This window comes from Cryobacterium sp. TMT2-42-4 (assembly GCF_004402645.1).
Lineage (GTDB): Bacteria > Actinomycetota > Actinomycetes > Actinomycetales > Microbacteriaceae > Cryobacterium > Cryobacterium sandaracinum.
In genome coordinates this window covers 26303-52842 of sequence record NZ_SOFT01000017.1, presented here as the reverse complement: position 1 = coordinate 52842, position 26540 = coordinate 26303, and the positions used below count along the sequence as shown (strand labels likewise).

At 68.8% G+C, this 26540-nt stretch carries 26 protein-coding genes and 1 tRNA gene; 13 read left to right on the top strand and 14 right to left on the bottom strand.

Annotated elements, in window-relative coordinates; translation table 11 throughout:
- Positions 1–72 precede the first annotated feature (72 nt).
- The 3 genes from E3O18_RS05390 to E3O18_RS05380 are packed head-to-tail and all read right to left on the bottom strand — an operon-like array spanning position 73 to position 1997.
- On the bottom strand, positions 73–825 hold the full coding sequence (locus E3O18_RS05390) for an SGNH/GDSL hydrolase family protein (RefSeq protein WP_134394849.1): 753 nt from the start codon (positions 823–825) through the stop codon (positions 73–75).
- Between the two features lie 49 nt (positions 826–874).
- Positions 875–1483: a HEAT repeat domain-containing protein gene (locus E3O18_RS05385; RefSeq protein ID WP_134417681.1), complete on the bottom strand. Its 609-nt coding sequence runs from the start codon at positions 1481–1483 to the stop codon at positions 875–877.
- 49 nt (positions 1484–1532) lie between these two features.
- Positions 1533–1997 (bottom strand): GNAT family N-acetyltransferase, encoded by a 465-nt coding sequence (locus E3O18_RS05380; protein WP_166784525.1) that lies wholly within the window; start codon positions 1995–1997, stop codon positions 1533–1535.
- Positions 1998–2052: 55 nt separating this feature from the next.
- On the opposite strand from E3O18_RS05380, the gene E3O18_RS05375 reads away from it, so the two are divergent.
- From E3O18_RS05375 to E3O18_RS05365, 3 genes are read left to right on the top strand one after another with little or no spacing between them, the layout of a single operon-like run.
- Positions 2053–2499: a MaoC family dehydratase N-terminal domain-containing protein gene (locus E3O18_RS05375; RefSeq protein WP_134417680.1), complete on the top strand. Its 447-nt coding sequence runs from the start codon at positions 2053–2055 to the stop codon at positions 2497–2499.
- Entirely contained in the window at positions 2496–2930 is a 435-nt protein-coding gene (locus tag E3O18_RS05370; RefSeq protein ID WP_134394852.1) for a MaoC/PaaZ C-terminal domain-containing protein, read from the top strand. The genes E3O18_RS05375 and E3O18_RS05370 overlap by 4 nt, the downstream gene beginning before the upstream one ends.
- Positions 2931–2943: 13 nt before the next feature.
- The gene (locus tag E3O18_RS05365) at positions 2944–4122 is read left to right on the top strand and encodes a UDP-N-acetylmuramate dehydrogenase (protein ID WP_134417679.1); all 1179 of its coding nucleotides are present in this window, start codon (positions 2944–2946) and stop codon (positions 4120–4122) included.
- Positions 4123–4187: 65 nt separating this feature from the next.
- Here E3O18_RS05365 and E3O18_RS05360 read toward each other — a convergent pair whose 3' ends face one another.
- The 4 genes from E3O18_RS05360 to E3O18_RS05345 form a co-directional block, all read right to left on the bottom strand.
- Positions 4188–4760, bottom strand: coding sequence for a hypothetical protein (locus E3O18_RS05360; protein WP_134417678.1), 573 nt, complete (start codon positions 4758–4760; stop codon positions 4188–4190).
- Complete coding sequence (locus E3O18_RS05355; protein ID WP_134417677.1) at positions 4760–6091, bottom strand: PspC domain-containing protein; 1332 nt, start codon at positions 6089–6091, stop codon at positions 4760–4762. Before E3O18_RS05355 ends, E3O18_RS05360 begins: the two co-directional genes overlap by 1 nt.
- Before the next feature lie 404 nt (positions 6092–6495).
- Positions 6496–6756 carry a hypothetical protein gene (locus tag E3O18_RS05350; protein WP_134417676.1) on the bottom strand — a complete coding sequence of 87 codons (261 nt, stop codon included), beginning with the start codon at positions 6754–6756 and terminating at the stop codon, positions 6496–6498.
- Positions 6757–6987: 231 nt separating this feature from the next.
- A complete protein-coding gene (locus E3O18_RS05345; RefSeq protein ID WP_166784524.1) occupies positions 6988–8190 on the bottom strand; it encodes a pyridoxal phosphate-dependent aminotransferase in 1203 nt (400 codons plus the stop codon).
- Positions 8191–8361: 171 nt separating this feature from the next.
- On the opposite strand from E3O18_RS05345, the gene E3O18_RS05340 reads away from it, so the two are divergent.
- The 5 genes from E3O18_RS05340 to rplA all read left to right on the top strand — a co-directional run bounded on the left by E3O18_RS05340 (position 8362) and on the right by rplA (position 11181).
- Positions 8362–8434, top strand: a tRNA-Trp gene (locus tag E3O18_RS05340).
- Positions 8435–8476: 42 nt separating this feature from the next.
- Positions 8477–8752, top strand: a complete 276-nt coding sequence (secE, locus tag E3O18_RS05335; RefSeq protein ID WP_104170385.1) for a preprotein translocase subunit SecE — start codon at positions 8477–8479, stop codon at positions 8750–8752.
- A 134-nt stretch (positions 8753–8886) separates the two neighbouring features.
- Positions 8887–9864: a transcription termination/antitermination protein NusG gene (gene nusG / locus E3O18_RS05330; protein WP_134394858.1), complete on the top strand. Its 978-nt coding sequence runs from the start codon at positions 8887–8889 to the stop codon at positions 9862–9864.
- 103 nt (positions 9865–9967) lie between these two features.
- The gene (gene rplK, locus E3O18_RS05325) at positions 9968–10399 is read left to right on the top strand and encodes a 50S ribosomal protein L11 (RefSeq protein WP_134394859.1); all 432 of its coding nucleotides are present in this window, start codon (positions 9968–9970) and stop codon (positions 10397–10399) included.
- A 92-nt stretch (positions 10400–10491) separates the two neighbouring features.
- Positions 10492–11181, top strand: coding sequence for a 50S ribosomal protein L1 (rplA, locus tag E3O18_RS05320; RefSeq protein ID WP_104100759.1), 690 nt, complete (start codon positions 10492–10494; stop codon positions 11179–11181).
- A gap of 77 nt (positions 11182–11258) precedes the next feature.
- Here the strand turns inward: rplA and E3O18_RS05315 are convergent, their stop codons facing one another.
- A complete protein-coding gene (locus tag E3O18_RS05315; protein ID WP_134417674.1) occupies positions 11259–12818 on the bottom strand; it encodes an amino acid permease in 1560 nt (519 codons plus the stop codon).
- Between the two features lie 209 nt (positions 12819–13027).
- Here E3O18_RS05315 and E3O18_RS05310 point away from each other — a divergent pair, with 209 nt between their 5' ends.
- From E3O18_RS05310 to E3O18_RS05300, 3 genes are all read left to right on the top strand, one after another.
- Complete coding sequence (locus E3O18_RS05310) at positions 13028–14239, top strand: CoA transferase (protein WP_174722032.1); 1212 nt, start codon at positions 13028–13030, stop codon at positions 14237–14239.
- A gap of 68 nt (positions 14240–14307) precedes the next feature.
- Positions 14308–15432, top strand: coding sequence for an acyl-CoA dehydrogenase family protein (locus E3O18_RS05305; protein ID WP_241976474.1), 1125 nt, complete (start codon positions 14308–14310; stop codon positions 15430–15432).
- A gap of 70 nt (positions 15433–15502) precedes the next feature.
- Positions 15503–16162: a GntR family transcriptional regulator gene (locus E3O18_RS05300; RefSeq protein WP_134394861.1), complete on the top strand. Its 660-nt coding sequence runs from the start codon at positions 15503–15505 to the stop codon at positions 16160–16162.
- Between the two features lie 10 nt (positions 16163–16172).
- Here the strand turns inward: E3O18_RS05300 and E3O18_RS05295 are convergent, their stop codons facing one another.
- The 3 genes from E3O18_RS05295 to E3O18_RS05285 all read right to left on the bottom strand — a co-directional run bounded on the left by E3O18_RS05295 (position 16173) and on the right by E3O18_RS05285 (position 20390).
- The gene (locus tag E3O18_RS05295; protein WP_134417673.1) at positions 16173–17075 is read right to left on the bottom strand and encodes an ATP-binding cassette domain-containing protein; all 903 of its coding nucleotides are present in this window, start codon (positions 17073–17075) and stop codon (positions 16173–16175) included.
- A 311-nt stretch (positions 17076–17386) separates the two neighbouring features.
- Entirely contained in the window at positions 17387–18817 is a 1431-nt protein-coding gene (locus tag E3O18_RS05290) for an FAD-dependent oxidoreductase (protein ID WP_134394863.1), read from the bottom strand.
- 82 nt (positions 18818–18899) lie between these two features.
- Positions 18900–20390, bottom strand: a complete 1491-nt coding sequence (locus E3O18_RS05285) for a helix-turn-helix transcriptional regulator (protein ID WP_134417672.1) — start codon at positions 20388–20390, stop codon at positions 18900–18902.
- 186 nt (positions 20391–20576) lie between these two features.
- Here E3O18_RS05285 and aceB point away from each other — a divergent pair, with 186 nt between their 5' ends.
- Positions 20577–22259 (top strand): malate synthase A, encoded by a 1683-nt coding sequence (gene aceB / locus E3O18_RS05280; protein ID WP_134398387.1) that lies wholly within the window; start codon positions 20577–20579, stop codon positions 22257–22259.
- Between the two features lie 109 nt (positions 22260–22368).
- Entirely contained in the window at positions 22369–22923 is a 555-nt protein-coding gene (locus E3O18_RS05275; RefSeq protein WP_241978124.1) for a GNAT family N-acetyltransferase, read from the top strand.
- On the opposite strand, the gene E3O18_RS05270 is transcribed toward E3O18_RS05275, so the two are convergent.
- The 3 genes from E3O18_RS05270 to E3O18_RS05260 form a co-directional block, all read right to left on the bottom strand.
- On the bottom strand, positions 22920–24347 hold the full coding sequence (locus E3O18_RS05270) for a deoxyribodipyrimidine photo-lyase (protein ID WP_134394867.1): 1428 nt from the start codon (positions 24345–24347) through the stop codon (positions 22920–22922). The genes E3O18_RS05275 and E3O18_RS05270 overlap by 4 nt on opposite strands.
- Entirely contained in the window at positions 24344–25375 is a 1032-nt protein-coding gene (locus E3O18_RS05265; protein WP_241978123.1) for an NADP-dependent oxidoreductase, read from the bottom strand. The genes E3O18_RS05270 and E3O18_RS05265 overlap by 4 nt, the downstream gene beginning before the upstream one ends.
- Before the next feature lie 407 nt (positions 25376–25782).
- Entirely contained in the window at positions 25783–26400 is a 618-nt protein-coding gene (locus E3O18_RS05260; RefSeq protein WP_241976473.1) for a YqaJ viral recombinase family protein, read from the bottom strand.
- Positions 26401–26540: the final 140 nt, after the last annotated feature.

Here is a 26540-nt window from a genome sequence, read left to right as displayed (position 1 = left end):
ATACATTGATGGTTATCGATGTAATCTACCGCTAAAGATCGATCATCGTCAATCCAAGCTGGCCCACTTCACTCAGGCGGCGTCGACCGGCTCCAGGGTGGGTCGCTTGGGCGGGCGGCCGTCTCCGGAGGAGCGTCCGGTGAGTCGGCGTCCGATCCACGGCAGCACGAACTCGCGGTAGTACGCGGCCGTGCTCTGCACCTGCTCGTCGGCCGCGGCGGGCGCATCCAGCCACTCCACCGGAACCGGCACCCCCAGCTCGGCCAGCACGTTTGTGGCCACCCGGGTGTGCCCGAGCGCGTTGAGGTGCAGCTTGTCGACCGACCAGAACCGCTTGTGCTCCAGCTCGGAGTCGGCCCAATTGTCGACGAGCGTGACGCCCGGCCGGTCGAAGGCGGCGCGCGCGGCATCCGCCAGCTGATCGCCGCGCCGGCGCATCAGGTTGCCGAGCGGCAGGTGGTGCGAGGGATTGCCGCCACTGAGCACCAGCACGTGCACGCCCTGCGCCTCGGCCCGGTCGACGACCTTCCGCATCAGGTTGACCACATAGGGGATCTCGACCCGCGGCCGCATCACGTCGTTGCCGCCGCCGCAGATACTGAGCAGGTCGGGGCCGAGCGCGAGCGCGGGCTCGAGCTGCTCCGCCACGATCGGGCCGAGCAGCCGACCGCGCACGGCGAAGTTGGCGTAGGAGACGGGGTGAGCGGATGCCGCGGCGAGCCCGAGCGCGACCAGGTCGGCCCAGCCGCGCACCTGGCCGCCCGGCAGGTCGTCGCCGACGCCTTCGGTGAAACTGTCGCCCATGGCCACAAAGCGATGGAACATCCGGACCCCCCGTCTCGGTACTGTGTGTGTGTCCCGGTCCCGGGCTCGGCTACTCGCTCGGGTGGGTGTGCCGGGTTCCGTGGGTCTGCTCGGTGCCCTGGCCCTGCTCGACCGTAAGGTTCCACCGTGCGTTGAGCACGTCGCGGGCCTGCTGGGCCGCGCGGCGTACCTCTTTGTCGGGGTCGCGCAGACGCTGCACGATGGTGGCGAGGTGGTCGGCGGTGCCCTGGGCGGCCAGCGCGTGCAGGGCCGCGGCGCGCACGCGCGGAACCTCGTCGGTGGTCAGGCGCACCAGCTTGGGTGCCACCTCGAGGCCGCGCAGCAGGACGACCTTGGCGCACATCTCGCGCACTCGCCAAGCCTGGTTGTTCATGCCGACGACGATGTACGGTGCCGCCGTTTCGCCCCAGACGTAGAGCAGCGCACGGGCACCCCACAGCTCGGGCCAGTAGAGGGCGGGGGCGCCTTCGAGGATGCCCAGGGCGTGGCGTCCGCCGGCGTAGAGCAGGAAGTCCTTGCCGGCGTTCTTGGCGCGAAGTAGCGCGACGGAATTGTCGATGACGGCCTGTTCGCCATAGTGCGCGACGGCCGCATGGATGCGTTCGGCCGTGGGCAGGTCGATGGGAAGGTCGGGGTGTGGCTCTAATTTGTTAGACATGACGTGTCTACGCTAGCAAGCGGGCGTGGCGCAGACCAATGCCGGACTGTCAGGCGGGGCGTTCCGGGGAGGCAAACGTGCGCTCGAACCCGGTCGCGTTCTCGTAGATCCCGTAGTTGCCGATCTCCCGGTAGCCGAGGCGCCGGTACAACGCGAGCGCCTCCGGCTGCGCGTGGCCCGTCTCCAGGCGCAGGTGCCGGTAGCCGAGTTGCTGCGCCACCTCCTCGAGGGCGGCGAGCAGGGCCACGGCGTGGCCCTGCCGGCGGTAGGCCGGGTTTGTCCACATCCGTTTCACCTCGCCGGTCGTGTCACTCAGGCGACGGATGCCGCCACCCGCCACCGTCACGCCCTCATCGAGCAGCACGAGGAAGGTGCCGCTCGGCGGGGCGAAGGCATCCGCCGGCACGTCGTGCACCGAGTCGCCGTCGCCGTACCGCTCGTCATACTCCCGCGCCAGGTCGGCCAGGAGCGGGGCCACCTCAGGGTCACCCAGACGCACGTGCTTGATCTTCACACCAGCCAGTCTGCCCGATGGCGCCGTCCCCGGCCGAGGCCGGTACACTCGGCCTGTGTCTGTCAACCCCGAACTGCAGGGCCGGGTCTTCCCGCCCGTCGCCCCCTATCTCGTCGGCCGGGAGAAGGTGCGTGAGTTCTCCCGCGCGGTCTTTGCCACCAGCCCGATCAACCTCGACCTGGAGGCCGCGCGCGCCGCGGGCTACGCCGACGTCGTCGCCCCGCCCACGTTCGCCGTGGTCGTTCAGGAGGCCACCCTGGCGCAGCTTCTGGCCGTCCCGGATGCCGGCATCGACTTCACCCGCGTCGTGCACGGAGACCAGCGGTTCATGTTCAGCCGCCCGATCGTGGCCGGTGACGAACTCACCGCCACGCTCCACGTGGCCGGCGTGAAGAGCCTCGGCGGCCACTCCATGGTGACGGCCGTGTCGACCATCGTCGACGCCGCCGGCGCGCACGTCGTGACCGCGACCTCCACCCTTGTCGTCAGGGGAGACGAATGACCATTATCGCTGCGCCCCGCCTCGCCGACCTGACCGTCGGAGACGTCGTCGCCGAAGGCACGTTCCCGCTCGCGCGCGACTCCCTCGTGCGCTACGCCGGGGCATCCGGTGACTTCAACCCCATCCATTACCGCGACGACGTGGCCGTGTCCGTGGGACTGCCCGGCGTGCTCGCGCACGGCATGCTCACCATGGGCTTCGCCGTTCAGCCGGTCGTCGCCTGGGTCGGCGACCCCGGCCGCATCGTGGACTATCAGGTGCGGTTCACCCGCCCCGTGCTCGTGCCGGCCGACGGCGCGGCGGTCGTGACCGTGGTCGCCAAGGTCGGCGCCATCGACACGGATGCCGGCGTCGCCCGCATCGACCTCATTGTGTCGTCGGGCGAGGTGACTGTGCTGGGCAAGGCGCAGGCACGCGTGCGCCTGGTCTGAGTGGTCGTTCCCGATGACGAGCCCCGCTGCCTCCGCACCAACCTTTGCCGACCTGACCACCATGGGCGTCGGCGGCCCTGCCGCCCGGATGGTGTCGCCCGCCACCGAGCAGGACCTTGTCGACCAGACCCTGATCGTGTGGGCCTCGGCCGATGAGTGGCTGCTGCTCGGCGGCGGATCGAACACGATCGTGGCCGACGAGGGCTTCGACGGTACGGTGATCCGGGTGCTGACCCGCGGGGTGGAGCTTGTCTCGGCTTCCTCTCCCGCGTCCCCCTCGCCGTCTGATGACCCGGACCGGCTGGTGCTGCGCGTGCAGGCCGGCGAGCCCTGGGACGAGCTGGTGGCCTACACCGTGGCGCAGGGCTGGTCCGGTATCGAGGCACTCTCCGGCATCCCCGGTTCGACCGGGGCCTCCCCGGTGCAGAACATCGGCGCCTACGGCCAGGAACTGGGCAACAGCCTGGCGGCCATCGACTTCCTCGACTACGACAGTGGCGAACGGCGACGGATGGAGGCTGGCGAGCTCGAACTGGGCTACCGCACCTCGGCTCTGAAACAGGGGCTCCGCGGTCTGGTGATCGCGGTCGAACTGAACCTGCACGACACGCAGAGCGAGGCATCCGTTCTCGGCGGCGCGCTGAGCCGGCCGGTGTCCTACCCGCAGCTCGCGACCGCACTCGGCGTGCAGCTGGGTGACCGGGTGCCGCTCGCGCAGCTGCGGGGCGCCGTCCTGGCCCTGCGCGCCGGGAAGGGCATGGTGCTCGACCCGAATGACGCCGACACCCGCAGCGCCGGCTCCTTCTTCACCAATCCGATCGTGTCGCTGGCGTTTTCGCGCACCTTGCCGGACGCCGTGCCCCGCTGGCCGATCGGCGAGCAGGAACTCCCCGACCGGGTGATCCCGCTCGACGAGTATGCCGGCGTCGGGCCGATCCCCGGGGAACGGTCCGTGCCGCTCGTGAAGCTGAGCGCCGCCTGGCTGATCGAGCACTCCGGGATCTCGCGCGGCTTCCGGCTGCCGGGCTCCCGCGCCGCGATCTCCAGCAAGCACACCCTGGCGCTGACCAACACTGGCGGGGCCACCGCCGACGAGATCGCGCAGCTCGCCCGGCTGGTGGAGGCTCGCGTGCAGTCCGAGTTCGGCGTGATCCTGCAGCCCGAGCCCGTGCTGGTCGGGCTCGACGCCTAGCGAGGCCCGCGCCGCTCCCGCGGGCCTGAAACCGTCAAACCGGGGTGTGAGCGCGGGCGGGGGCGTCAGCCGGCTCGGCGGAGCGCGGCGATGATGCCGACCACGATGAGCAGGAGCCCGATCACGATCACGCCGCCGAGCAGCCAGAGCGTGGGATCGGCGGGAGCAGGCACCAGCACCCCGAGCAGCACGTAGCCGGCCAGGGCGAGCAGGATCACTCCCCAGACGATCGTGCCGAACAGGGGGCGGCGGAGGGGCCGCACGGATGCCTCAGGGTACGCCGGTTCCGCGGCTTCGGCGGTCGGGGCCGCGGCGCGGGCCATCGGCACCGGCGCGACCGGAAACGGCGGGTCCGAGGCGAGAAACGCCGGTGCCGTCGCTGGCGGCTCGACGGAGGGCTCCATCGCGTAGTCGGGGATGGGGCTCGGATAGGCGACCGTGTGAGCCGGGGCTGCACGGGTGGTCTCAACCTCCACCTCGTGACCGTTCTCTGCATGGCCCTCGGGTTCGGCGGGCGCGGGGTCAGGGGATGCCGTCACGGACGTGACGGCATCCGTGGGCTGATCGTCGAGCGGCCGGGCGAACGGCGGGTCCGGCGGCGGGTTCGGCGGCTGGTTCGGGTCGGGGGTCGTGGTCATCAGGGTTCCAGACGCGAGGGGCCGACGACGGTGACCTGGCCGAGCACCGTCCAGACGCGGATGCGGGCCACGGTGCCGGTGCCGTCGTCGTTGAAGGTACGCGAGTCAGAGTAGAAGGCGCCGCCCTGCTGCACGGCGACCGAGCCGCCGACGTAGTCGATCCCGCCGGCCAGCGCATTCGTCTCCACCAGCACGGCCCGGTCGCGGGGCAGGATCAGCTCGGTGACGCCCACGCCCATCCAGATGTCGATCGGGCGGTCCTCCGCGCTCGCGGCGTTGAGGGCGGTGAGGTTGATGGTGGCTCGGCCGGAGAGCACGGCATAGCCCGGGGGAGCAGCGTCGGCATCGGCGCTGACCGTCCAGACCGGGACGCCGACCGGGAAGAACGCGGTGCCGCTCGGGAAAAGGCCCAGCAGCACCAGGGCCACCGCCGCGAGGAAGGCGAACCCACCCAGGGCGCCGCTCTGCTTTCCGCGAATGCCCGACACGATGATGCCAACGGCCAGCACCCCCAGCGTGACGGCCAGGCCCAGCACCAGCGCGGCATCCGACCTGTTGCCGCCCGACCACACGCCGGCGGCGACCGCGCCGCAGAGCAATGCCGACCCGAGCACGATCGCGCTGAAGCCGGCCCCGGGGCGAAGATCGCGCCAGAAGCCGCGTCCGGGTGGTGGCGCGATAGGGCCGCCGACGGTGACGGCGCCGCCGGCTGCCCCGGCTGTCCCGGAGCTGCCCGCTGCTTCGGCGGGCTGCACGGCCCCGAAAGCGACACCGGCCCCGATATCTTCCGCGGCGGTGCTGTGCGGGGACCCGCCGGCCGGCGACGTGGTGCGTCGGGCCAGGAAGAACACCAGCCAGATGAGCCCGATCGTCACCCCGACGCTCCAGCCCACCGCGAGTGTGGTCGCCAGCCAGTCGGGCAGCACGGCCGTCGGGCTCTGCCGCCACAGGCCGCGCGTGTAGGAGGCGAAGCTGATGCCCACCAGCGCGATGATCCCGATCATGACGGGCTCGAAGACGCCGCGAACGGCCTGCTCGGCATGGATGCGACCGGTCGGGTCGGGCAGGAGAGCCCAGCCGACCGCGTACGCGAACAGAACCGGACCGCCGAGGACGCCCAGCGCGATGGTCACAACTCGCACCAGCGTGGGGTTCAGCCCAGCTCGCAGTGCGACTCCGCCGCAGACGCCGGCCAGCCAGCGGTCGCTCCCGCGCACGACCCCCGTGGAACGGATTGCGGCGAAGAAGTCGTTGCTCCCGTCGGAGGGGGTCGGGGGAGTGCCGGGCCCCGCGGCCGACGGCGTCGTCTGGCTCTCGGGTACGTCGGTCATGCTGCCAGTGTGCTCGCGGTGACCCGAGCCGACAATGCCGGGTGTCGTTCGGTGAGTGAGTCCTGATGGCTGCGGGCGATGGGGGTTCGCGGCTCGGGGTTCCGAGGCGGTTGTTCTGGAGGCCGACGCAGGCGCGCAGCGGACCGCGACGCGGGATGGACGTGCGCTGCAAACGCCATGTCGGTGGAGTCTGGGTCCTGCCGCGACTCGTCCCGAACGAATTCGACGGAGATTTCACTCTGAACAGCGCGTTTGGGCTCAAAAACGGGTGTTTGGCCCAAAATCTCCGTCGAATTGGTTCGACGCCGGGCCCGGTGCTCATCCTGTGATGGACAGTGTCCACGCGGTGCGGTCAGCTCTGACCTTCCGCGAGCGACACAACAAGCCGTTCAGGAATCACGCTCCTAGGTGTCCTTGCGGATCCAGCGAAACGTGAACCGGCTGAGCACGAGCCCCACCACCAGCCAGATGAGCAGGCTCAGCGCGATCAGCGGAAAGTCCCGAGAACCGCTCTGCTCGAGGTTCGCGAAGCTGTCGGGCAGGAACACTCCGCGCACGCCCTGCGCCATCCACTTCAGTGGGAATACGCTGGCCGCGTTCTGCAGCCAGTCGGGCAGCAGGTAGAACTGCAGGTAGACGCCGGAGATGAACTGCAGGATCAGCACGATGGGGATGACCAGCGGCAGCGGAATGCCGACGATCAGGGCGGCGGTGTGATGACTGAGGAAGGCGCCGGGCGGTATCCGTCGCAGGATGGCGGTGCGGCGCTCGAGCGCGGACAGGGTGCCGGAGATTGTCCACAGCCCCGGCCGAACCTACAGGAAGGGGGGGCAGGAGGGCTCCGGACCCCCCCTCCAAAGCTGTCGGTTCACCGGCGAGCCGTTAGGCGCGCTGGGCTAGGCGAAGAGCCGCTGGAGGCGCTGCACGCCCTCGAGCAGGGCCGCGTCGCCGAGCGCGTAGGAGAAGCGCAGGTAGCCGCTGGGGCCGAACGCCTCGCCGGGCACGACGGCCACCTCGGCTTGGTCCAGGATGAGGTCGGCCAGCTCCAGGGAGGTGGTCGGGGTGACGCCGCCCCAGGTGCGTCCGAGCAGGCCGGTGATGTCGGGGTAGACGTAGAACGCCCCCTGCGGCGTCGGCGTGACGATGCCGGGGATCATGTTCAGCTCGGCGACGATGACCTGTCGGCGGCGGTTGAAGGCATCCCGCATGGCGATCGCGGCATCTTGAGGGCCGTTGAGTGCGGCGATCCCGGCGCGCTGGGAGATGTTCGACACGTTCGACGACAGGTGCGACTGCAGGTTGGCGGCGGCCTTCATCGCGTCCTGCGGGCCGACCATCCAGCCGAGCCGCCAGCCGGTCATCGCGTAAGTCTTGGCGACGCCGTTGACCAGGATGGTGCGGTCGGCCAGCGCGGGGACGGCCTCGACGATCGAGGTCGCCCGCACGCCGTCATACGTGAGGTTCTGGTAGATCTCGTCGCTGACGATCCAGAGGCCGTGTTCCTCGGCCCACTCGCCGATGGCCTTCGTCTGCTCGGGGGAGTAGACGGCTCCGGTGGGGTTGGACGGCGACACGAACAGCAGCACCTTGGTGCGCGGCGTGCGCGCCGCCTCGAGCTGCTCGACGGTGACGAGGTAGCTCTGATCACTGCCGGCGAAGACGTCGACCTGCACGCCGCCGGCCAGCCGGATCGACTCCGGGTAGGTGGTCCAGTACGGGGTGGGCACAAGCACCTCGTCGCCCGGGTCGAGCAGCGTGGCGAAGGCCTGGTAGACGGCCTGCTTGCCGCCGTTGGTGACGACCACCTGGCTGGGCGAGATCGCCAGGCCGCTGTCACGGAGCGTTTTGGCCGCAATGGCCTCACGCAGGTCGGGCAGCCCGGCCGCCGGAGTGTACCGGTGGTTCTTCGGGTCGCGGACCGCCAGTAGGGCGGCTTCGACGATGTGCTCCGGGGTGGGGAAATCAGGCTCGCCCGCGGCGAAACTGATGACCGGCCGGCCGGCGGCCTGCAGGGCCTTCGCCTTGCCGTCCACCTTGAGGGTCGCGGACTCCGCAATGGAGCCGATTCGGGTAGAGATGCGCTTGGATTCGTGGGCCACGCTTCGAGCATACGGGGCCGCCTCGTTCTGCTGGGGCTGTCTCGGCTTTACAGTGGCCCCCGGGTGACCTAGACTCGTCGAGGTAATTGAATTCTGCCATGCTTTTTTGCGCCCGCTTGTCGGTTCATTCCGAGGTCCGAGTGTAACGAGGTAGTCTTGATTTCGTTCCATAGGGTGGTGGCTCAATTGGTAGAGCAGCGGTCTCCAAAACCGCAGGTTGCAGGTTCGAGTCCTGTCCGCCCTGCAAGTCGGTGGCATTCCGTCGGCACAGGAAAGGTGTAATCTGGTGGCCCGAAAAGTTGTCGACGAACCCAGTGAGGAAATCGTCGCAAACGCGAAACTCGCGCTCGATTCCAAGCGCGGTCCTTTCGCTCGGATGTCCCTGTTCATCAAGCAGGTCATGGCGGAGCTCCGCAAGGTCGTCACTCCAACCCGCAAGGAACTCCTCAGCTACACGGGTGTCGTGCTGGTATTCGTCGTCATCATGATGGCCATCGTTTCCGCCTTCGACTGGGTGTTCGCGCTCGCCGTCACCTACGTGTTCGGAACGCCGGGCGGGTAGTCAGCTTCCGGTGCCGCATCCGCTTCCAGCGGTCGCAGCCACGCATCAGAGAAGAAGAGTCACCGCAGAATTCAGGGCAAACGCTGTTTGGGTCACGGTTTCGTGCCCATGCAATAGAAAAGGATTGAAATTTAGTGACTGACACGAATCACGACGATGTCGACTGGGCCACCGCCGCCGAGCAGTCCCCCACCGAGGACGAGGCGCAGGAGGGCAACACCCTCGCCGCTGAAGAAGACTCCGTAGAGGCCGCCGAGCAGGTCGCCGTGCACGTGTTCGACCCGAGCATGGGCGTCGAAGTCAATCTCGACGCCGCGCTCGACGCGCTGGCCGAGTCCGCTGACCCCGACGCCGACGCTCTCGTCGATGAGGCCCTCGACATCGACTCCGCCGTCGAGGCCGAGGCCGCCGTCGAGGCCGTGGAAGACGAAGTTGCAGTCGACGTTGAAGAGGCAACGGATGTCGATGCCGAGGCCGCCGCGGATGAGACCCCCGAAGACCCCTACGAAGAATTCCGCAAGGAACTGCGCTTCCAGCCCGGCAAGTGGTTCGTCATTCATTCCTACGCCGGCTTCGAACGCCGCGTGAAGTCGAACATCGAGAACCGCAAGCAGTCGATGGCCATGGAAGATTTCATCTACCAGGTCGAGGTTCCGATGGAAGACGTCGTCGAGATCAAGAACGGCCAGCGCAAGATGGTCACCCGCGTGCGCATCCCCGGCTACGTGCTCGTCCGCATGGACCTCAACGAAGACAGCTGGTCCGTGGTGCGTCACACGCCCGGCGTCACCGGGTTCGTCGGCAACGCGCACAACCCCACGCCGCTTCGCTTCGAGGAAGCCTTCGGCATGCTGAAGAGCCTCGTCGAGATCCAGGACGTCCCCACCGCCAAGACCGGCGGACACGGCGGCAAGGTCCCGACCCGCGCCCTCCCGGCCGAGATCGACTACGAGATCGGCGAGACGATCACGATCAAGGAAGGCTCGTTCGCGGGCCTGCCCGGATCGATCAGCGAGATCAAGGCGGAAAGCGGCAAGCTCATCGTGCTGGTTTCCCTCTTCGAGCGCGAAACCCCGGTCGAGCTCAGCTTCGACCAGGTCACCAAGCTCTAAAGGGTCTGAACACCCTCCCCACGGATTCAAGTTCACCGGGGCCCGTCCGGGCCACCGGGAGAGCGGCCCCTGGCTGCTCGTCATTACAAAGTAAGGAAGAACAATGGCACCGAAGAAGAAGGTAACCGGTCTGATCAAGCTTCAGATCAAGGCCGGCGCCGCCAACCCCGCACCGCCCATCGGGCCGGCGCTGGGTCAGCACGGCGTCAACATCATGGAATTCTGCAAGGCGTACAACGCTCAGACGGAATCCCAGCGCGGCAACGTCATCCCGGTGGAAATCACCGTCTACGACGACCGTTCATTCACTTTCATCCTGAAGACCCCGCCGGCGGCGGAGCTCATCAAGAAGGCGGCCGGCGTCGCCAAGGGCAGTGGTACCCCGCACACCGTCAAGGTTGCGAAGCTCACCCGGGCCCAGGTCCGCGAGATCGCCGAGGCCAAGATGGTTGACCTCAACGCGAACGACATCGACGCAGCGTCGAAGATCATCGCCGGCACCGCCCGCTCCATGGGCATCACGGTCGAGGCCTAACCACCTCCCCAGGCATCCCGCCACCAGCAGTACGTGGAAGAGCCAGCCAGGCTCGCACCACACTCTCAATTTCGTTTTACAGGAGATTCAACATGGCACAGAAGTCAAAGGCCTACCGGGCCGCGGCCGAGAAGATCGACGCAGACAAGCTCTACACCCCGACCGAGGCCGTCACCCTGGCCCGGGAGACCGGCTCCGCGAACTTCAACTCGACCGTCGAGGTCGCCCTCAAGCTCGGCGTCGACCCTCGCAAGGCTGACCAGATGGTTCGCGGTACCGTCATCCTTCCTCACGGCACCGGTCGCACCGCCCGCGTCATCGTCTTCGCAACGGGCCCCGCGGCCGAAGCGGCAATCGCTGCCGGTGCCGACGAGGTCGGTGGCGACGAGCTCATCGAGAAGGTGGCCGCCGGCTACACCTCGTTCGACTCCGCCGTCTCGACTCCGGAGCTCATGGGCAAGGTCGGGCGTCTCGGTAAGGTTCTCGGCCCGCGCGGCCTCATGCCGAACCCGAAGACCGGAACCGTGACGCCTGACGTCGCGCGCGCCGTGTCCGACATCAAGGGCGGAAAGATCGCGTTCCGCGTCGACAAGCACGCCAACGTGCAGTTCGTCGTCGGCAAGGTGTCCTTCACCGCCGAGCAGCTGAATGAGAACATCAGCGCCGCTCTCGAGGAGATCGTTCGCCTCAAGCCCAGCTCCTCCAAGGGCCGCTACATCATGAAGGGTGCCGTTTCGACCACGTTCGGCCCCGGCATCGCGCTCGATGTGAACAGCATCTAGTCAGTTCCACCGCAGCCCGGCTGCACCAGGAAGGGCCCGTCGAAAGACTGGGCCCTTCCCTCGTTAATACCGGATGCTCACTCGCTGGCCATCGTGGGGCGTGCGTCTGTGCGTGCGGCGTCGTCCCGATCGGTGTTCTGCGGGTGCGCGCGAAGCATCGCGGCGACCGCGATCGCGTCGCCCTCCGGCTGGTGCGAGGTGGTGTGCGGTTTCGCGATGAAGAGGTAGAGCAGGCCGCTGCCCATCACAACAGCCAAACCGATCAGCACGATCCAGTCGTCGAGGAACACCCCGGTCGTGCCCGGGCGCGCCAGCAGGATCATGGCGGAGATCCCGTAGGCAAGGGCAATGATGTTCACGATGAACCCGAGTGGTCCCAGGCTGAACGGCCCGGCCGGACGCCACCCCTTGAAGCGCTGGCGGAGCGCGGCCAGAACCACGGCCTGGAATGCGACATAGATGCCGAGCACCGCGAAGGCCGTGATCTGGGTCAGGATCGTGCTGCCGCCCAGGTAGATCAGAACGCAGAGCAACAGCGGGATCGTGGACGCGACGATCAGTGCGTTGACCGGCACTGCCGTGCGCGGGGACACCTGGCCCAGCCAGGTCTTGCCGGGGACCATCCCGTCTCGTGCGAAAGAGAAGATCAGTCGGCTGGCCGCGGCCTGCAGGCTGAGCACGCAGGACAGGAAGGCCGTGATCGCCACGATGAGGAACAGAGTGGCACCGACCGTGCCGAGGGTCGCGTCCAGGATCGCGGGGATCGGGTCGATGTCGGTCCCGTCGACCACGGCCTGCAGGTCCGGCGCGGCCAGGACGTATCCGCCGAACGAGAACAGGGCGGAGACGCCGCCGACCAGGATGGTGAGGATCATGGCCCGGGGGATACCTCTGGCCGGGTCGGGCACCTCCTCGGCCACGTCGCCGCAGGCTTCGAAGCCGTAGAACAGGAACAGTCCGGCGAGCGCGGCCCCGAGGAACGCGGTGGCGTAACTGCCGTCACCCTCGGCTCCCAGGGTGTCGAAGAAGACGCTGAACTCCTGCTTGCGCTGGAAAAGGAGTAGGTAGAGGCCGAGACCGATCACGCCGATCAATTCCGCAGCGAGTCCGATCCGGGCCGCGCGGGCCAGCATCTTCGTGCCGGAGAAGTTGAACGCGAAGGCCACGACGAGAAAGAGCACCGAGAGCCCGAGCGTGACCTCTTTGGTGACGGGCGCGTTGATCAGGCTGGCGAGGAACCCGCTGCCGAATTCCGCGACGGCGGTGATCGTGACGAGCATCGCCCAGACGTAGACCCAGGCGGTCATCCAGGCGTACCTCTTGCCCCAGAGACGACGTGTCCACGGGTAGATACCGCCCGCGATCGGGTACTGGGACACCACCTCGCCGAAAACCAGTGCCACCAGGAGCTGGCCGGTGCCCACGATCACCAGCCAGAAGATCGAGGGTGGCCCGCCCGTGCTCAGGGCCAGGGCGAACAGCGAGTAGACGCCGACGAGCGGCGAGAGGTAGGTGAAGCCGAGGGCGAAATTGCCCCAGAGCGACATCGAACGATGGAAGGTGTCTTCGTAGCCGAGGGCCTTGAGGTGCTCGGCGTCGCCGAGCCCTTTCTTCTGGGATGACGCGTGTGATGACATGGGAACCTTTCCGATCGAGCCGGAGAGCGAGAATGTGCTCACCATAGTGCTGTCCGCGAGCGAACGCGCGGAACCGATGGATCCAACTTTCACCGAGAGTTCCCGTTCGCAGTTCCTGCCTCCGGGTCACGACCCGCCCGGTAGGATCGGATTCAGAGCGGCCACTGGCGGAGTCCCGTGGTCCGAGTCGACGGGGACAGAGGTGGGTCGTGCCGCAGGACGCAACCGGGCAGCCGTTGGCGGGCCTACGGGTCGCGGATTTCTCCCGGGTACTGGCCGGCCCCTACGCCACCATGATGCTGGCCGACTTCGGCGCTGACGTGATCAAGATCGAGAGCCCGGCCGGCGACGACACCCGGCAGTGGCTGCCGCCGGTCGACGCGCAGGGGGACTCCACCTACTTCGGGTCGGTGAACCGCAACAAGCGCAGCGTCGTCTGCGACCTCGGCACCGATGCGGGACTGGCCGTGGCCCGGCGACTCGCCGAGACCGCCGACGTCGTGGTGGAGAACTTCCGGCCCGGCGTGATGGACCGGTTTGCTCTGGGCTTCGAGCAGCTGCGGGCCGTCAATCCGAGCCTGGTCTACTGCTCGATCACGGGCTTCGGTGCCGGGGCCGGCGCCCGCCTGCCCGGCTACGACCTGCTCGTACAGGCTGTCGGCGGGCTGATGAGCGTCACCGGTCGCCCGGACGAAGAGCCGAGCAAGGTGGGGGTGGCCCTCGTTGACGTGCTGTCCGGACTCAATGCGGTCAGCGGCATCCTGCTCGCCCTGCGTGCGCGTGACGCGACCGACGCGAGCGGGACCGCCGGCCACCGGGTGGAGGTGGACCTGCTGACCACCCTCCTCTCCGCCCTGACCAACCAGGCCTCGGGCACCCTCGCGACCGGGCAGTCACCGACCCGGATGGGCAATGCGCACCCGAGCATCGCGCCCTACGAGCTGTTCGACGCCGCCGACCGGCCGCTGGTGATCGCGGTGGGCAACGACCGCCAGTTCCGCACCCTGGTGCGACTGCTCGGGGCTCCCGCCCTGGCCGACGACGACCGGTTCCGCGGTAACGCCGACCGGGTGCGGCACCGCACGGTGCTGAAAAAGATGCTTGAGGACCGGCTTCGGCCCGAGCCAGCGGCGCACTGGGTGGGCGTTCTGACGGATGCCGGCGTGCCGGCCGGCCAGATCAACACCCTCGACGAGGCGTTCGCCTTCGCCGCCGCGCTGGGGCTCGACCCGGTGGTGGAACTGGGTGCGCCCGGCCGCACCAGCCGCCAGGTTGCCAACCCCATCCACCTCGCCGGTCGCCCGGCCGCCTACCGCCTGTGCCCGCCGCGGCTGGGCGAGCACGAGGGCGCCGACTGGCTCGCCCCCGTACCAGGCCCAGATCTCGCTCGTGTTCCGCCGACCCCCGAAGGACTCTCGTGACCGCCGCAGCCCGCCCCACCCCGCTTGTGCCCAGCCCGCTGGTCGACACCGTTTTCGACTTCGATGCCCTGCTCGAGCCGGAGGAGATCGTCTGGGCGCGCGCGGCGCGCGCTTTCGCGACCAATCGCATCCTTCCGACCATCGAGGACGACTTCGAGGAGAAGCACTTCCGGGCCGAGCTGATCCCAGAACTCGGGGCGGCCGGGTTCCTCGGCATGCACCTCACCGGGTACGGCTGCGCCGGCGCGGGGGCAGTGAGCTACGGGCTGGTCTGCCTCGAGCTGGAGGCCGCTGACAGCGGCTGGCGCACCTTCGTCTCGGTGCAGGGCTCGCTGGCGATGTCGGCCATCCACAAGTATGGGTCTGAGGAGCAGAAGCAGAGCTGGCTGCCGGGCATGGCCGCCGGCCAGCTCGTGGGCTGCTTCGCGTTGACCGAACCGACCGGTGGCAGCGACCCGGCCGCGATGACGACCACCGCCACCCGGGGCGCCGACGGCTGGGTGATCGAGGGTGCCAAACGCTGGATCGGCCTGGCCAGCATCGCCGACGTCGCGATCGTCTGGGCCCAAACGGATGCCGGTGTGCGCGGCTTCCTGGTTCCGACCGACAGTATCGGTTTCACCGCCACCCCCATCGGCAAGAAGCTCTCGATGCGGGCGTCGATCCAGTGCGATGTGCACCTGGACGCCGTGCAGGTGCCATTCGATGCGATCCTGCCCGGCGCTGCCGGGCTGTCCGGGCCGTTCGGCTGCCTCAACGAGGCGCGCTTCGGCATCGTCTGGGGGGCCATGGGCGCCGCCCGCAGCTGCCTCGACGCCGCCATCCTGCGCGCGAAGACCCGTGAGGTGTTCGGCAAACCGATCGGGGCCACCCAGTTGATCCAGGCCAAGCTCGCCGACATGCTCGTGGAATACGAGAAGGGGGTGCTGCTGGCCCTGCACCTCGGTCGGCTCAAGGAGCGCGGCACGCTGACCCCCACCCAGATCAGCATCGGCAAGCTCAACAGCGTACGCGAGGCGATCCAGATCGCCCGCGAGGCCCGCGTCATCCTCGGCGGCGACGGCATCACCAGCGAATTCCCGGTGATGCGCCACCTGGCGAATCTGGAATCGGTGCGCACCTATGAGGGCACCGACGAAATCCACCAGCTCGTGCTTGGGAGGGCCCTGACCGGCCTGAACGCGTTCTCCTGAGGCCGCGATGTGACATAGTGGCAAGCGGATTGGCCGTCAGGCCAATCGACGGGGGAGGGGCACAGTGGGGGTGACGGGGGGACAGACCGTGTTCGCGAACCTGCGTGCGCGCATCCTCTCGGGGGAATTGCCCGCCAGGGCCACGCTGCGGGAGACGGCGCTGGCCCAGGAACTCGGCGTCAGCCGCACCCCCGTGCGCGAGGCGCTGCGCCGCCTCGACGAGGCCGGCCTGGTGGAGTTCGTGCCGAACCGGGGTGCCACGGTCGTGGAATGGACCACCGAGCAGATCCGCGAGACGTATTTTCTTCGCGCGGCCCTCGAGAGCAGGGCGGCGGGCCTCGCGGCGGCGCGGATCGAGCCGGCCGACCTCGACCGGCTGGCCCTCCTGATTGACGCCATGGAAAAGTTCGTGTGCCGGGCCGACGCCGAGGGCATCGACCGGCTGGGCGTGCTCAACGCCGAATTCCACCGCATCATCGTGGCCGCGTCGGGCGTCACCCAGCTGATGGTCCTGACCGCGTCCGTCGGCCGCGCCCCGATGATGGCCTCGCTCTTCCGCCGCGACGCCGCCGCCTTCCGGGCCGGCAGCAACCACCAGCACCGCGACATCCTCACGGCGCTGCGGTCGGCAGACGCACTCTGGGCCGAAGTCGCCATGCGCTCGCACATCCTCGCAGCGCGCAACGCCGTGTCGCCGGGTCGGTCCGGATCGGGGACGGAACCGGCCTAACCGGAACCAGTCAGCCGCGCGCGGAGGGGGCCGCCTCGAGCAGGCTGTGGGTGTGCGGATGCCGCGGTGAAGCGAGGATCTCGGCCGCCGAAGCCTGCTCGACGACCCGTCCCGCTTCCAGGACCGCTATTCGGTCGCAGGTGGCGGCCACCAGGCCGAGGTTCCGGGAGACCACGATGATCGACAGTCCGAATTCCTGGAGGAACCCGCGGCAGACCTCCAGTGCGGAGGGCTCGCCCGCAGCCTCGACGGCGCGGGTCGGCTCGTCCAGGATCAGGATGTCCGGGTGCTGTGAGAGCGCTGACGCGATCGTCACCTGGAGCAGCGCGGTCGGTTCGAGCTGGGTCGGAACCACCAGCGACGTCGCCTGCGGATCCGGCAGCCCGACCATCTCGAGGAGTTCCAGCGCATGCCGGGCGGCATCCGTTCGGGAAAGACCCCCTGTCGGGCGCAGGGTTCGGGCAAGCTGGCGGCCGATGACCTGGTCCGGGGCCAGGCCCGTCGGCGCGGCAGGGGAAATGAGAGAGATTTTCGTGTCGCGCAGCCGGTTGAGGGTGCGCCGCGATGCCCCGACAAGCTCGATGCCGTCGATCAGGATGGAGCCGGCCGCGATTACCGCCGGCTCGGGCAGCCGGGCCGCGATGGCCAGGGCGATCTCGCGTGCCCCGGAACCGGTGACACCGACCAGGCCGATGACCTCACCCCGCGCCACCGAGAGGGAGATGCCCGTGGCCAGGACCGGGGCATCCGTCTGGGTGCTCTCGGTAATCTGCAGACCGCGCAGGTCGAGCAGGGCCGTGGCGCGGAATCCGTCGGAGGGAACGGGCTCATCGTCGGCCGACGTCGGGGCCGACGGGGCGGGGGAGCAATGAGGTGCGCCGGGGGGTTGCCAGGAGGGGAGGGAAGACTTCACGACTCATCCCTCCGTTCCGAACTCGATCCATTGGGTTTTACTGTATGCAATCTCCTCGAATCCCCGTGCTCAGAATTCCATATTTCTCTGAGTTGAACCCTGAATTGGGGCACTGTTGCATACAACTCTGGTGTCTTGTGGGAAAAAGATTCCGGTAACACCGGGCCGCTGAGCGGTGGGACGTGCCGGACGGGCTGGACGTGCCGGACGGGCTGGACGTGCCGGACGGGGCGCGCCCCGAGCTGGGGTGCGGTCAGTTCGGCTGACCAGTTCGTGCGCCGCGCACCGAGTGCGACGCGCGCTGTCGAGCCCTACGAGTCGAAGCCGAGGCCCAGCGCGTCGAGCGTCTTCAGGATGATGTTGCGGCGGCCTCGGTTGTGGTCGGCGCGGTCGAGTGACCAGCGCGTGGTCTGGATGCCCATCGAAGCGAGGGGCTCCGGTGGGAACGGGAGTGGCCGCCCGCGCACCATCTCCAGCTGGGTGCGCTCGGTCCTGCGCTCCGCCAGTTGGTCGAGCATGACCTTCGCCGCGAAGTGCGTCGCGGCCACGCCCAGGCCGGTAAACCCGGCGGCGTAGCTGATCCGTCCGCCGCGGGCCGTGCCATAGAACGCGCAGAACTGGGTCGACGTGTCGATGGCGCCGGCCCACTGGTGGCTGAAGCGCAGCCCGGCCAGCTGCGGAAATGTGGTGAAGAAGTGGCCGGCCAGTCGTTGGAAGCTTTCCGGGCGGTTCTCGTAGCCGCTCCGCACCCGGGCTCCGTAGTGGTAGATCGCGTCGTAGCCGCCGAAGAGAATGCGGTTGTCGGCGCTCAACCGGTAGTAGTGGAACTGGTTGGCCAGATCGCTCAGCCCCTGCCGGTTCTGCCAGCCGATGGCGGTGAGCTGAACGGGCGACAGCGGCTCGGTCATCAACACGTAATCGTAGACCGGCACCGTGGACAGGCGGTTGCGGGCCAGCAGCGAGGGGAAAACGTTGGTCGCCAGTGCGGTCTTCGTCGCACGCACCACAGCCGACTCGGTGCGGAGCCGGGTGCCCTGCGCCGGCGTGAGTCCCTGCGTGTCCAGGTTCGTCACCGGGGTGTGTTCGAAGATCTCGACCCCGAGTTCGGTGGCGACCCGGGCGAGCTCGGTGGCCAGCTTGCCCGGGTGCACGAGCGCGTTGCTTCGCTTGTGCCAGATGCCGGCCAGGTATGTGGGCGAGCCGACCTCGGCGCGCAGGGCCGCGGCATTCAGGAATACGCTGTCAGATCCGGTCGGTTCCCCACGCAGCCAGTCGACCTGGTGCTCCTCGACGGCCAGGTCGATGGCGCCGGTGCGCTCGAAGTCGCAGTTCAGCCCGAGCTCGGTGACGGCCCGCTCGATCTCGTCGAGGTTCTTGAGGCCGAGTTCAGTGAGCCGGTCGATCTCCGTCGGCCAGCGGCGTCGGCCGTTCTCCTCGCCGTGGGTCAGGCTGGCCTCGCAGAAACCGCCATTGCGGCCCGACGCAGCCCAGCCGATCGTGCGCGCCTCGAGCAGCACCACGCGAGCGCCCGGGTTTTCCTGCTGAGCCAGCACGGCGGTCCAGAGTCCGAGGTAGCCGCCGCCGACGATGGCGAGATCACAGTCGAGGTCGGCCAGGAGGGTCGGGTAGCCGGTCTGCGGAGACACGTCGTCCAGCCAGAACGGCGCGGAGCGGGTGTCGGCGAGGGCGCCTGCGATGACGGATGCGGCGGGCCTGGCCCGCTCGAAAATGGTCGTTCCCACGGATCGTCCTTTGTCCGGCGCGGCTCTGCTACTCGTTCATCATCTCAGGCGCGGCCCCGTCGGCCATGCGCCCGCCCCGCCCTCATCTCATTGGCGCGTGCGACTCCAGGAACTGGAACACCTCGGTCTGGTCGACGCCCGGGAAGGTTCCCGTGGGCAGGGCGGCGAGCAGGCTGGTGGGCGTGCGCGCGGCCGGCCAGGACTGCCCGGACCAGCGCTCCGAGAGCTCGTCCGGCGCGCGGCGGCAGCACGACTCGTCGGGGCAGGTGGACACGGCCCGGTTGGTGGTTTCGCGGCCGCGGAACCACTTCACGTGCGTGAACGGCACGCCCACGCTGACCGAGTAGTCACCCTCTTTGGCCTTCTCGATCCGCGAGGTGCACCAGAAGGTACCGCTCGGGGTGTCGGTGTACTGGTACCAGGGGCTGAACCGGTCGGCGACGTGGAAGACCGTGCGTGCGGTCCAGTTGCGGCAGACCGTCGAGCCCTCGACCGCGCCGAGCGCGTCACTCGGGAAGCGCACCGAATCGTTTTCGTACGCCTTGATCATGGTGCCGGACTCGTGCACCTTCATGAAGTGCACCGGGATGCCGAGCCGGGCGGTGGCGAGGTTCGTGAACCGGTGCGCCGCCGTCTCATAGGACACCGCGAAGGCGTCCCGCAGATCCTCCATCGAGATACGTCGCAGGGTCTTCGCCTCGGTAAGGAGTTTCACGGTGTCTTTTTCGGGCAGCAGGATGGCCGCGGTCAGATAGTTGGTCTCCACCCGCTGAGACAGAAATTCCGCATAGTTTCCGGGCTCCTCGTGTTCGCAGAGCAGGGTGGCGAACGCTTGCAGAATGGGGGAGCGGGAGTCGCGGGACGCCGACTGCTCGGTGGGCAGGTAGATGCGCCGGTTGCGCTTGTCCGTCACCGAGCGGGTCGAGTTCGGTAGGTCGCCCACGTAGTGCAGCGAGTAGCCGAGGTGGGTCGCCATATCGGCCACCACCTGGTGGGAAACCGGCCCTCCGGTGTGGCCGACCGCGGCGAGCAGGCGTTGCGCCTGAGCCTCGAGCTCGGGGAAGTAATTGTCCCGGGCCCGCATGGTGGCTCGCAGCTCCACGTTCGCTCGCCGGGCCTCCTCCGGGGTTGCCGCCCGCTCCCGGTGCAGGCGCAGGATCTCGTTGTGCAGGCTCAGCAGTGTCTGCAATGTTTCGTCGCTCGTTCCCCGGCCAACGCGGATATGCGGCAGTCCGAGGGCGGTGAAGACGGGGCCCCGCTGAGCCCGCTCGACGGCGATTTCCAGCGCCGCCCGCTCGGACGGGGCATCCGTTTTCAACAGATCGTCCACCGTGGTGCCGAGAGCGGTCGCGATGGTGCGCAGCATCGACAGGCGCGGCTCGCGCTTGCCGTTCTCGATCATCGACACCTGCGAGGGTGCCCGGTCGATGGCGGCCGCGAGTGTGTCCAGGGTCATCCGCCGGTTCGTGCGCAGTTCACGGATGCGCCGCCCCAGGGTGAGCGCATCGAGCCCTGCCTCCTCGGGAGGGGCCGCGGACAGGGAGGAGCGGAGGGCGGGATCGACGGTGACCATGCCCCATGCTCACACACTCCGGGGATAACTTCTCGTAGCCAGAAGAACTGCTGTTCTTCTGTTATGCCGGCAACGGCGTGACCGGGTCCCCTGGTCCACAGTGGGAATCAGGCAAGCAATGGCGCTCTCCCCAGGCGGCGCCAGTCACGCAGCACTCCCCGTTCAACTTCCGAAGGAGCTCAGCCCATGAACACCCCGCCCCTGGCGACATCCGACCAGGTCCAGGCCGCCAGTCTGACCACGAACACCGGCAGTTTCGCCACCATCGAACCGCACCTCGAGATCACCGGCGATCTCGGTCCGCGCTACGAGGAGATCCTCACGCCGGAGGCGCTGGTATTCCTGGCCGAGCTGCACGACCGGTTCGCCGGTACGCGGCAGGACCTGCTGGCGACGAGACTGCGCAAGCGCGTGGATGCCGCCAACGGGCGCGACCCGGGATTCCTCACCGAGACCGCGCACATCCGTCGTGACCTCACCTGGACGGTTGCCGGCGCGGGCCCCGGGCTGGTGGACCGCCGGGTGGAGATCACCGGGCCGACCGACCGCAAGATGGCCATCAACGCGCTGAACTCCGGCGCGAAGGTCTGGTTGGCCGACCAGGAAGACGCCACCAGCCCCACCTGGGCGAACGTCGTCGAGGGCCAGCTGACCCTGTTCGACCAGGTGCGCGGTCAGCTGAGCTTCACCAGCCCGGAGGGCAAGGAGTACGCCGTCACCGGCGACGCCACCGGCGCCACGCCCACCATCGTGATGCGCCCGCGCGGCTGGCAGCTGGTGGAGAAGAACCTGACGTTCGTCGACCGCGCGAACCGCCGCACGAACGCGTCCGGCAGCCTCGTCGACTTCGGGCTGTACTTCTTCCACAACGCGCAGCACCTGATCGCGGGCGGCAGCGGACCGTACTTCTACCTGCCGAAGCTCGAGAGCCACGTCGAGGCCCGTCTCTGGGACGACATCTTCAGTCACTCGGAGGACCGTCTCGGCATCGAGTACGGCACCATCCGCGCCACCGTGCTGATCGAGACGATCCAGGCCGCGTTCGAGATGGAGGAGATCCTCTACGAGCTGCGTGACCATTGCGCCGGCCTGAACGCCGGGCGTTGGGACTACATCTTCAGCATCATCAAGACGTTTCGCACCCGCGGGAGCCGGTTCGTCTTCCCCGACCGCAAGCAGATCACGATGACCGTGCCCTTTATGCGCGCGTACACCGAGCTGCTGGTGTCGACCTGCCACCGGCGCGGGGCGTATGCCGTCGGCGGGATGAGCGCGTTCATCCCGAACCGGCGGGATCCGGAGGTCACCCGGCGTGCCCTGGAGGCGGTGGCCGCCGACAAGAAGCGCGAGGCCACCGACGGCTTCGACGGCACCTGGGTGGCGCACCCGGACCTCATCCCGACGGCGCAGGCCGAGTTCGACCAGGTGCTCGGCGACCAGCCGAACCAGCTGCACCGCACCCGCGCCGAGGTGAGCGTCACGGCCGCCCAGCTGCTCGACGTGGAGTCCGTCGGCGGGCAGATCACCGAGGCCGGCGTTCACGACAACCTCACGATCGGGTTGCGCTACATCGAGTCCTGGCTGCGCGGCGTCGGCGCGGCGGCCATCGACAACCTGATGGAGGACGCCGCGACCGCGGAGATCTCCCGCTCACAGCTCTGGCAGTGGATCCACCACAACGCGATCACCGCCGAGGGCATCCGGATCGACGAAACCTGGGTCGAGGAACAGCTCGTCGACGTGTACGAGGCACTCGAGCGCACGCCCGGAGACCGGTTCGACGACGCGCTTGAGGTGTTCCGGGCATGCGCGCTCGAGCCCGAGTTCCCGACGTTCCTGACCGTGGGAGCGTACGCCCGCTACCTGTAGCCCTTGGCCGCGAAAGCGCGCACTCAGCCCGTTCAGCACTACTGAGGGGGCATCGTGCGCGCTCTCGCGTGCAGTGGTGGGCTGGTGGGGGCGTCGATAAGCTGGATCGGTGATCGAGATTCGCACGGCGATGGCGACGGATGCCGCGGCGCTGGCCGAGCTGGCCGTCGCCACCTTCGCGCTCGCCTGCCCGCCACACACCTCGGCCGAGGCCATCGCCGCGTTCCTGCGTGACGTGCTCGCGGAGGGCAACTTCGACGCCTACCTGGCCGACCCGGACCGGCTGATTCTCGTGGCCGAAGTGGCCGGGGAGGCCGGGGAGGCCGGGGAGGCCGGGGTCATGCTCGGCTACACGATGCTCGTATTCGCCGAGCCGGCCGATGACGATGCGCGGGCGGCGGCCACGATCCGACCCACGGCGGAACTGAGCAAGTGCTACCTGCGCGCCGAGACGCACGGCCGCGGGGTGGCGGCGGCCCTGATGAACGCGACCCTGGACGCCGCCCGGGCGCGGGGCGCGGCCGGCAGCTGGCTGGGCGTGAACCAGGAGAACGCTCGGGCCATTCGCTTCTACGAGAAGAACGGGTTCGTCACGGTCGGCGAGAAGCGCTTCCTGGTGGGCGAACGGTACGAGGACGACTTCGTGTTGGAGCGGGCGCTCTAACCGGTGCCCTCCGCCCCGGCCGCGCGGGCCGCGATCGACTGCTCCTTCATCCCCTTGATCTGCTCGTAGGCGGCGAGGGCCGCCCGTCTCGTCTCGCCGAGGTCGACGATCGGGGCCGGGTAGGCATCCGTGCCGTATTCCGGCACGTTCTGACGGATGTACTCCGCGTTTGGATCGAACTTCTTCGCCTGCAGCTCCGGGTTGAAGACCCGAAAAAAGGGGGCGGCGTCGGCGCCGGAACCGGCCACCCACTGCCAGCCGAACGGGTTGCTCGCGGCGTCGGCGTCGACGAGGGTGTCCCAGAACCACTGCTCGCCGAGCCGCCAGTCGATCAGCAGGTTCTTGATCAGGAACGATGCCGTCACCATGCGCACTCGATTGTGCATGCTGCCGGTGCGCCAGAGTTCTCGCATGCCGGCGTCGACGAGCGAGATCCCGGTGCGGCCGCGCTGCCAGGCTTCGAGCACGCGCTGGTCAAGTTTCGGCCAGGGGAAAGCGTCGAATTCGGGCCGCAGGTTGACGGTGGCGAGGGTGGGGTTGGTGAACAGCACGTGGTAGCTGAACTCCCGCCAGCCGATCTCGGTAAGGAATCGGGTCGCACTGGCCTGGGCGGGCCCGGTGAGGCCGATCCGGGCCCGCTCGGTCGCATGCCAGATCTGGAATGGACTGATCTCGCCCCAGCGCAAATGGGGCGAGAGTCGCGAGGTGACGGCCTGCGCCGGCTCGTCACGCTCGTCGCCGTATCGGCTGAGGGACTCGCTGAGGAAGATCTCGAGCAGGCGGTGAGCGGAGTCCTCGCCGGGCTGCCAGGTGGCCCGCAGCCCGGCCGCCCAGTCGGGCCGGGTCGGCAGGAGGCCCCAGTCGTCGAGTGCGTCGGAGGAGATCTCTCCGGGGAATCCGGGGATCGACTCGGGTGCGGGGTAGGGTGCGCGCGGCGGCGGGCCGGCCGTGCACGCCCGCCAGAAGGGGGTGAACACCGAGTAGGTGCCGCCCTGGCCGGTCTGGATCGTCCACGGCTCGAACAGGAGCGCGCCGGCAAAGCTGCGAGCCTCCGTTCCGGCCGCGGTGAGGCCCGACTTGATCCGGGTGTCCACCTCGCGCTCGGCGGCGCCGTAGCGGCGGTTCCAGAAGACGGCGTCGGCGCCGACGGATGCCGCGAGCGCCATGATCATGTCCTCGGCCGGCCCCCGGCGCAGCGTCAACCGGCCGCCGAGGCGTTCCAGCGAGTCGGCCAGTGAGGTGAGGCCTTCGTGAAGCCACCACCGGGCGGCGCCGCCGAGCGGCCGGATCCCGGCGGATTCCTCATCCAGCACGTACACCGTCACGATCGGCTTGCCGCGTTCGAGCGCGGCCTGCAGGGCCGGGTTGTCCGCGAGGCGCAGGTCGTCTCGGAACCAGACGAGGGACGGGCCGTCGCCGCTCACGAGCGCGGCCCGGCGGAGTCGGAGCCGGCAGAAGAGCCGGTCGGGTCATCCGTCACCCGCAGCACGATCTTGCCGCGGGTGTGCCCCTCCTCGATCAGGCGGTGCGCCGCCGCGCCGTCCGCGAGTGGGAACACCCGGTCCACGTGCACCCGAACGGCACCGTCGTCGATGAGTTCGGTGATGAAGTCGAGGGTGTGCCCGGAGGGCGCCACCTTGAAACCGGTCGCACGGATTCCTGCCGCCGCGGCCTCCGCCGCCATGGTCGGCCAGCTTCCGGTCGGCGCGTTCACCAGGATGCCGCCGGGGCGCAGCACGCCGAGCGACCGGGTGCCGGTGTCGTCGTGCACATTGCCGACCAGGTCGATCACCGCGTCCAGCCCGGAGAGCACATCCTCGAATCGGGTCTGGGTGTAATCGATGACGTCGTCGGCGCCGAGCTCGCGCAGGAAATCGAGGTTGCGGGTCGACCCGGTCGCGGTCACGTGGGCGCCGAAGGCCTTGGCGAACTGCACGGCGAAATGGCCGACCCCGCCGCTGCCGGCGTGGATCAGCATCCGTTGCCCGGGAGCCGCCGCGGCCAGGTCGACGACCATGCCCCACGCGGTGAGCGCCGCCACCGGTACGGCGGCCGCCTCGACGTGGCTGAGCCGCACGGGCTTGCGGGTGACGTTCAGGCTGGAGACGGTCACCAGCTCGGCGTAGCTGCCGGGGGTGCGGGGCACGCGGGCGATCCCGAAGACCGCGTCCCCGGGCTGCAACGGGAACGCCTCGTAGGGCGCGCTGACCACGACGCCGCTGAAATCGAGTCCGAGCACGGCCGGGTAGGCGGGGATGGCCTTGGTGACGCCGCCGCCGGCCCTGGTCTTGGCATCGATCGGGTTGAGTCCGGCGGCGACGACCCGCACCAGGAGTTCATCGAAAATCGCGATCGGGGCGTCCACCTCGGCCAGGTGCAGCTCGTCGGCCGGGCCGGGGCGGTCGATCACGAGGGCGCGCATGGTCGGTGGGTGATTCGTGGCGTTTCCCATCTGCCCATTCTCTCGTGGGTTGCACGTCGCCGGGGCACAACCGGAACAAACAGGCCCATCCCGGTGTGCCTCGAATTGGGGGTGCAGGAGGCCGAATCTGGTGGCGGGGAGGTCTGGCTGGAAGGGGGGCCGGGCGCATAGTCTGTCCACATAAAGGGGGACCGACCCCGGTGTGAGGAAGAGTCCCTGGTTTCCCGCATCCGGTCTCTCTTGGGTTCGGTCCGTACCCCCACCGAGCCAGTACTCAGCACTCCGCCCGGCTCTTCTGAAAAAGTCGTACCGCACCCGAAGCGGCGCGAACTTGCTCGATCAGTAGTGGCGTGACGCCGAGGGGAAAGCCGCCTGCGACACCCGGCACGCGGCTTTCCCGCGGGCATCCGCGCGCTGCGACACCGGTGGACGACCGGTCAGGCCTGCGCGGGCGGTGGACCCGAGGTGGTCTGCTGGTTGAGCAGGGCGATCAGGTTGTTGGCATACCCCACCAGGATCGCGATCTGGTCTTCGTCACGGTCGATCCACCGGCACTCGGGCTCGGCGTTCACGGGCACGAAGTCCTGGTGCTGCTCCCAGACGAGCAGGGTGCGCTCGGCGCCGAGCACGTACTGCTGCCACCACACCTGACGCAGGTACGAGCGCGGGATGCTGCGCCAGGCCTTGCTCGTCGTCTTGATCTCGGCCAGCTCAAGGCCGCCGGCTCCCTGGCCCGAACCGGTGCCGACGCCGTCGGGGGTGGCCAGGTGCCGCCGGTGGTGGGCCGCGTGGAACAGGGCCGTGCTGGGCTCGATGCCGTAGCGCCCGAGCACCCAGGCCGCGATCTCGGGCTCCCGGGCGCGCCCGTGTTCCGTGAAGCTGTTGCCGTTGAAGTTGCTGCCGTTGAGCTTGTCGTAGACCGCGGTCTGCAGCGATTTCGGGGTGGCGAGCTTGGCGACATCCGTGGCCGTGATCCCCTGGGCGCGGGCCCGCAGCCAGGTCACCCGGTCGGTGGAATCGGCAACGATGCGCCGGAGGTGCGCCGCGGCGACCAGGGGCGCCACCGGCCGGGCGGCGGCGGGCGACGGATGCACCTCCTCATCGAACAGGGAGAGCAGCTGGTTCGTCACTGTTCCATTGTGCCTGTTCGCTGGGCCTGCCCACGCCGGGCGGCATCAGCCGTCGCGCTCTGGCT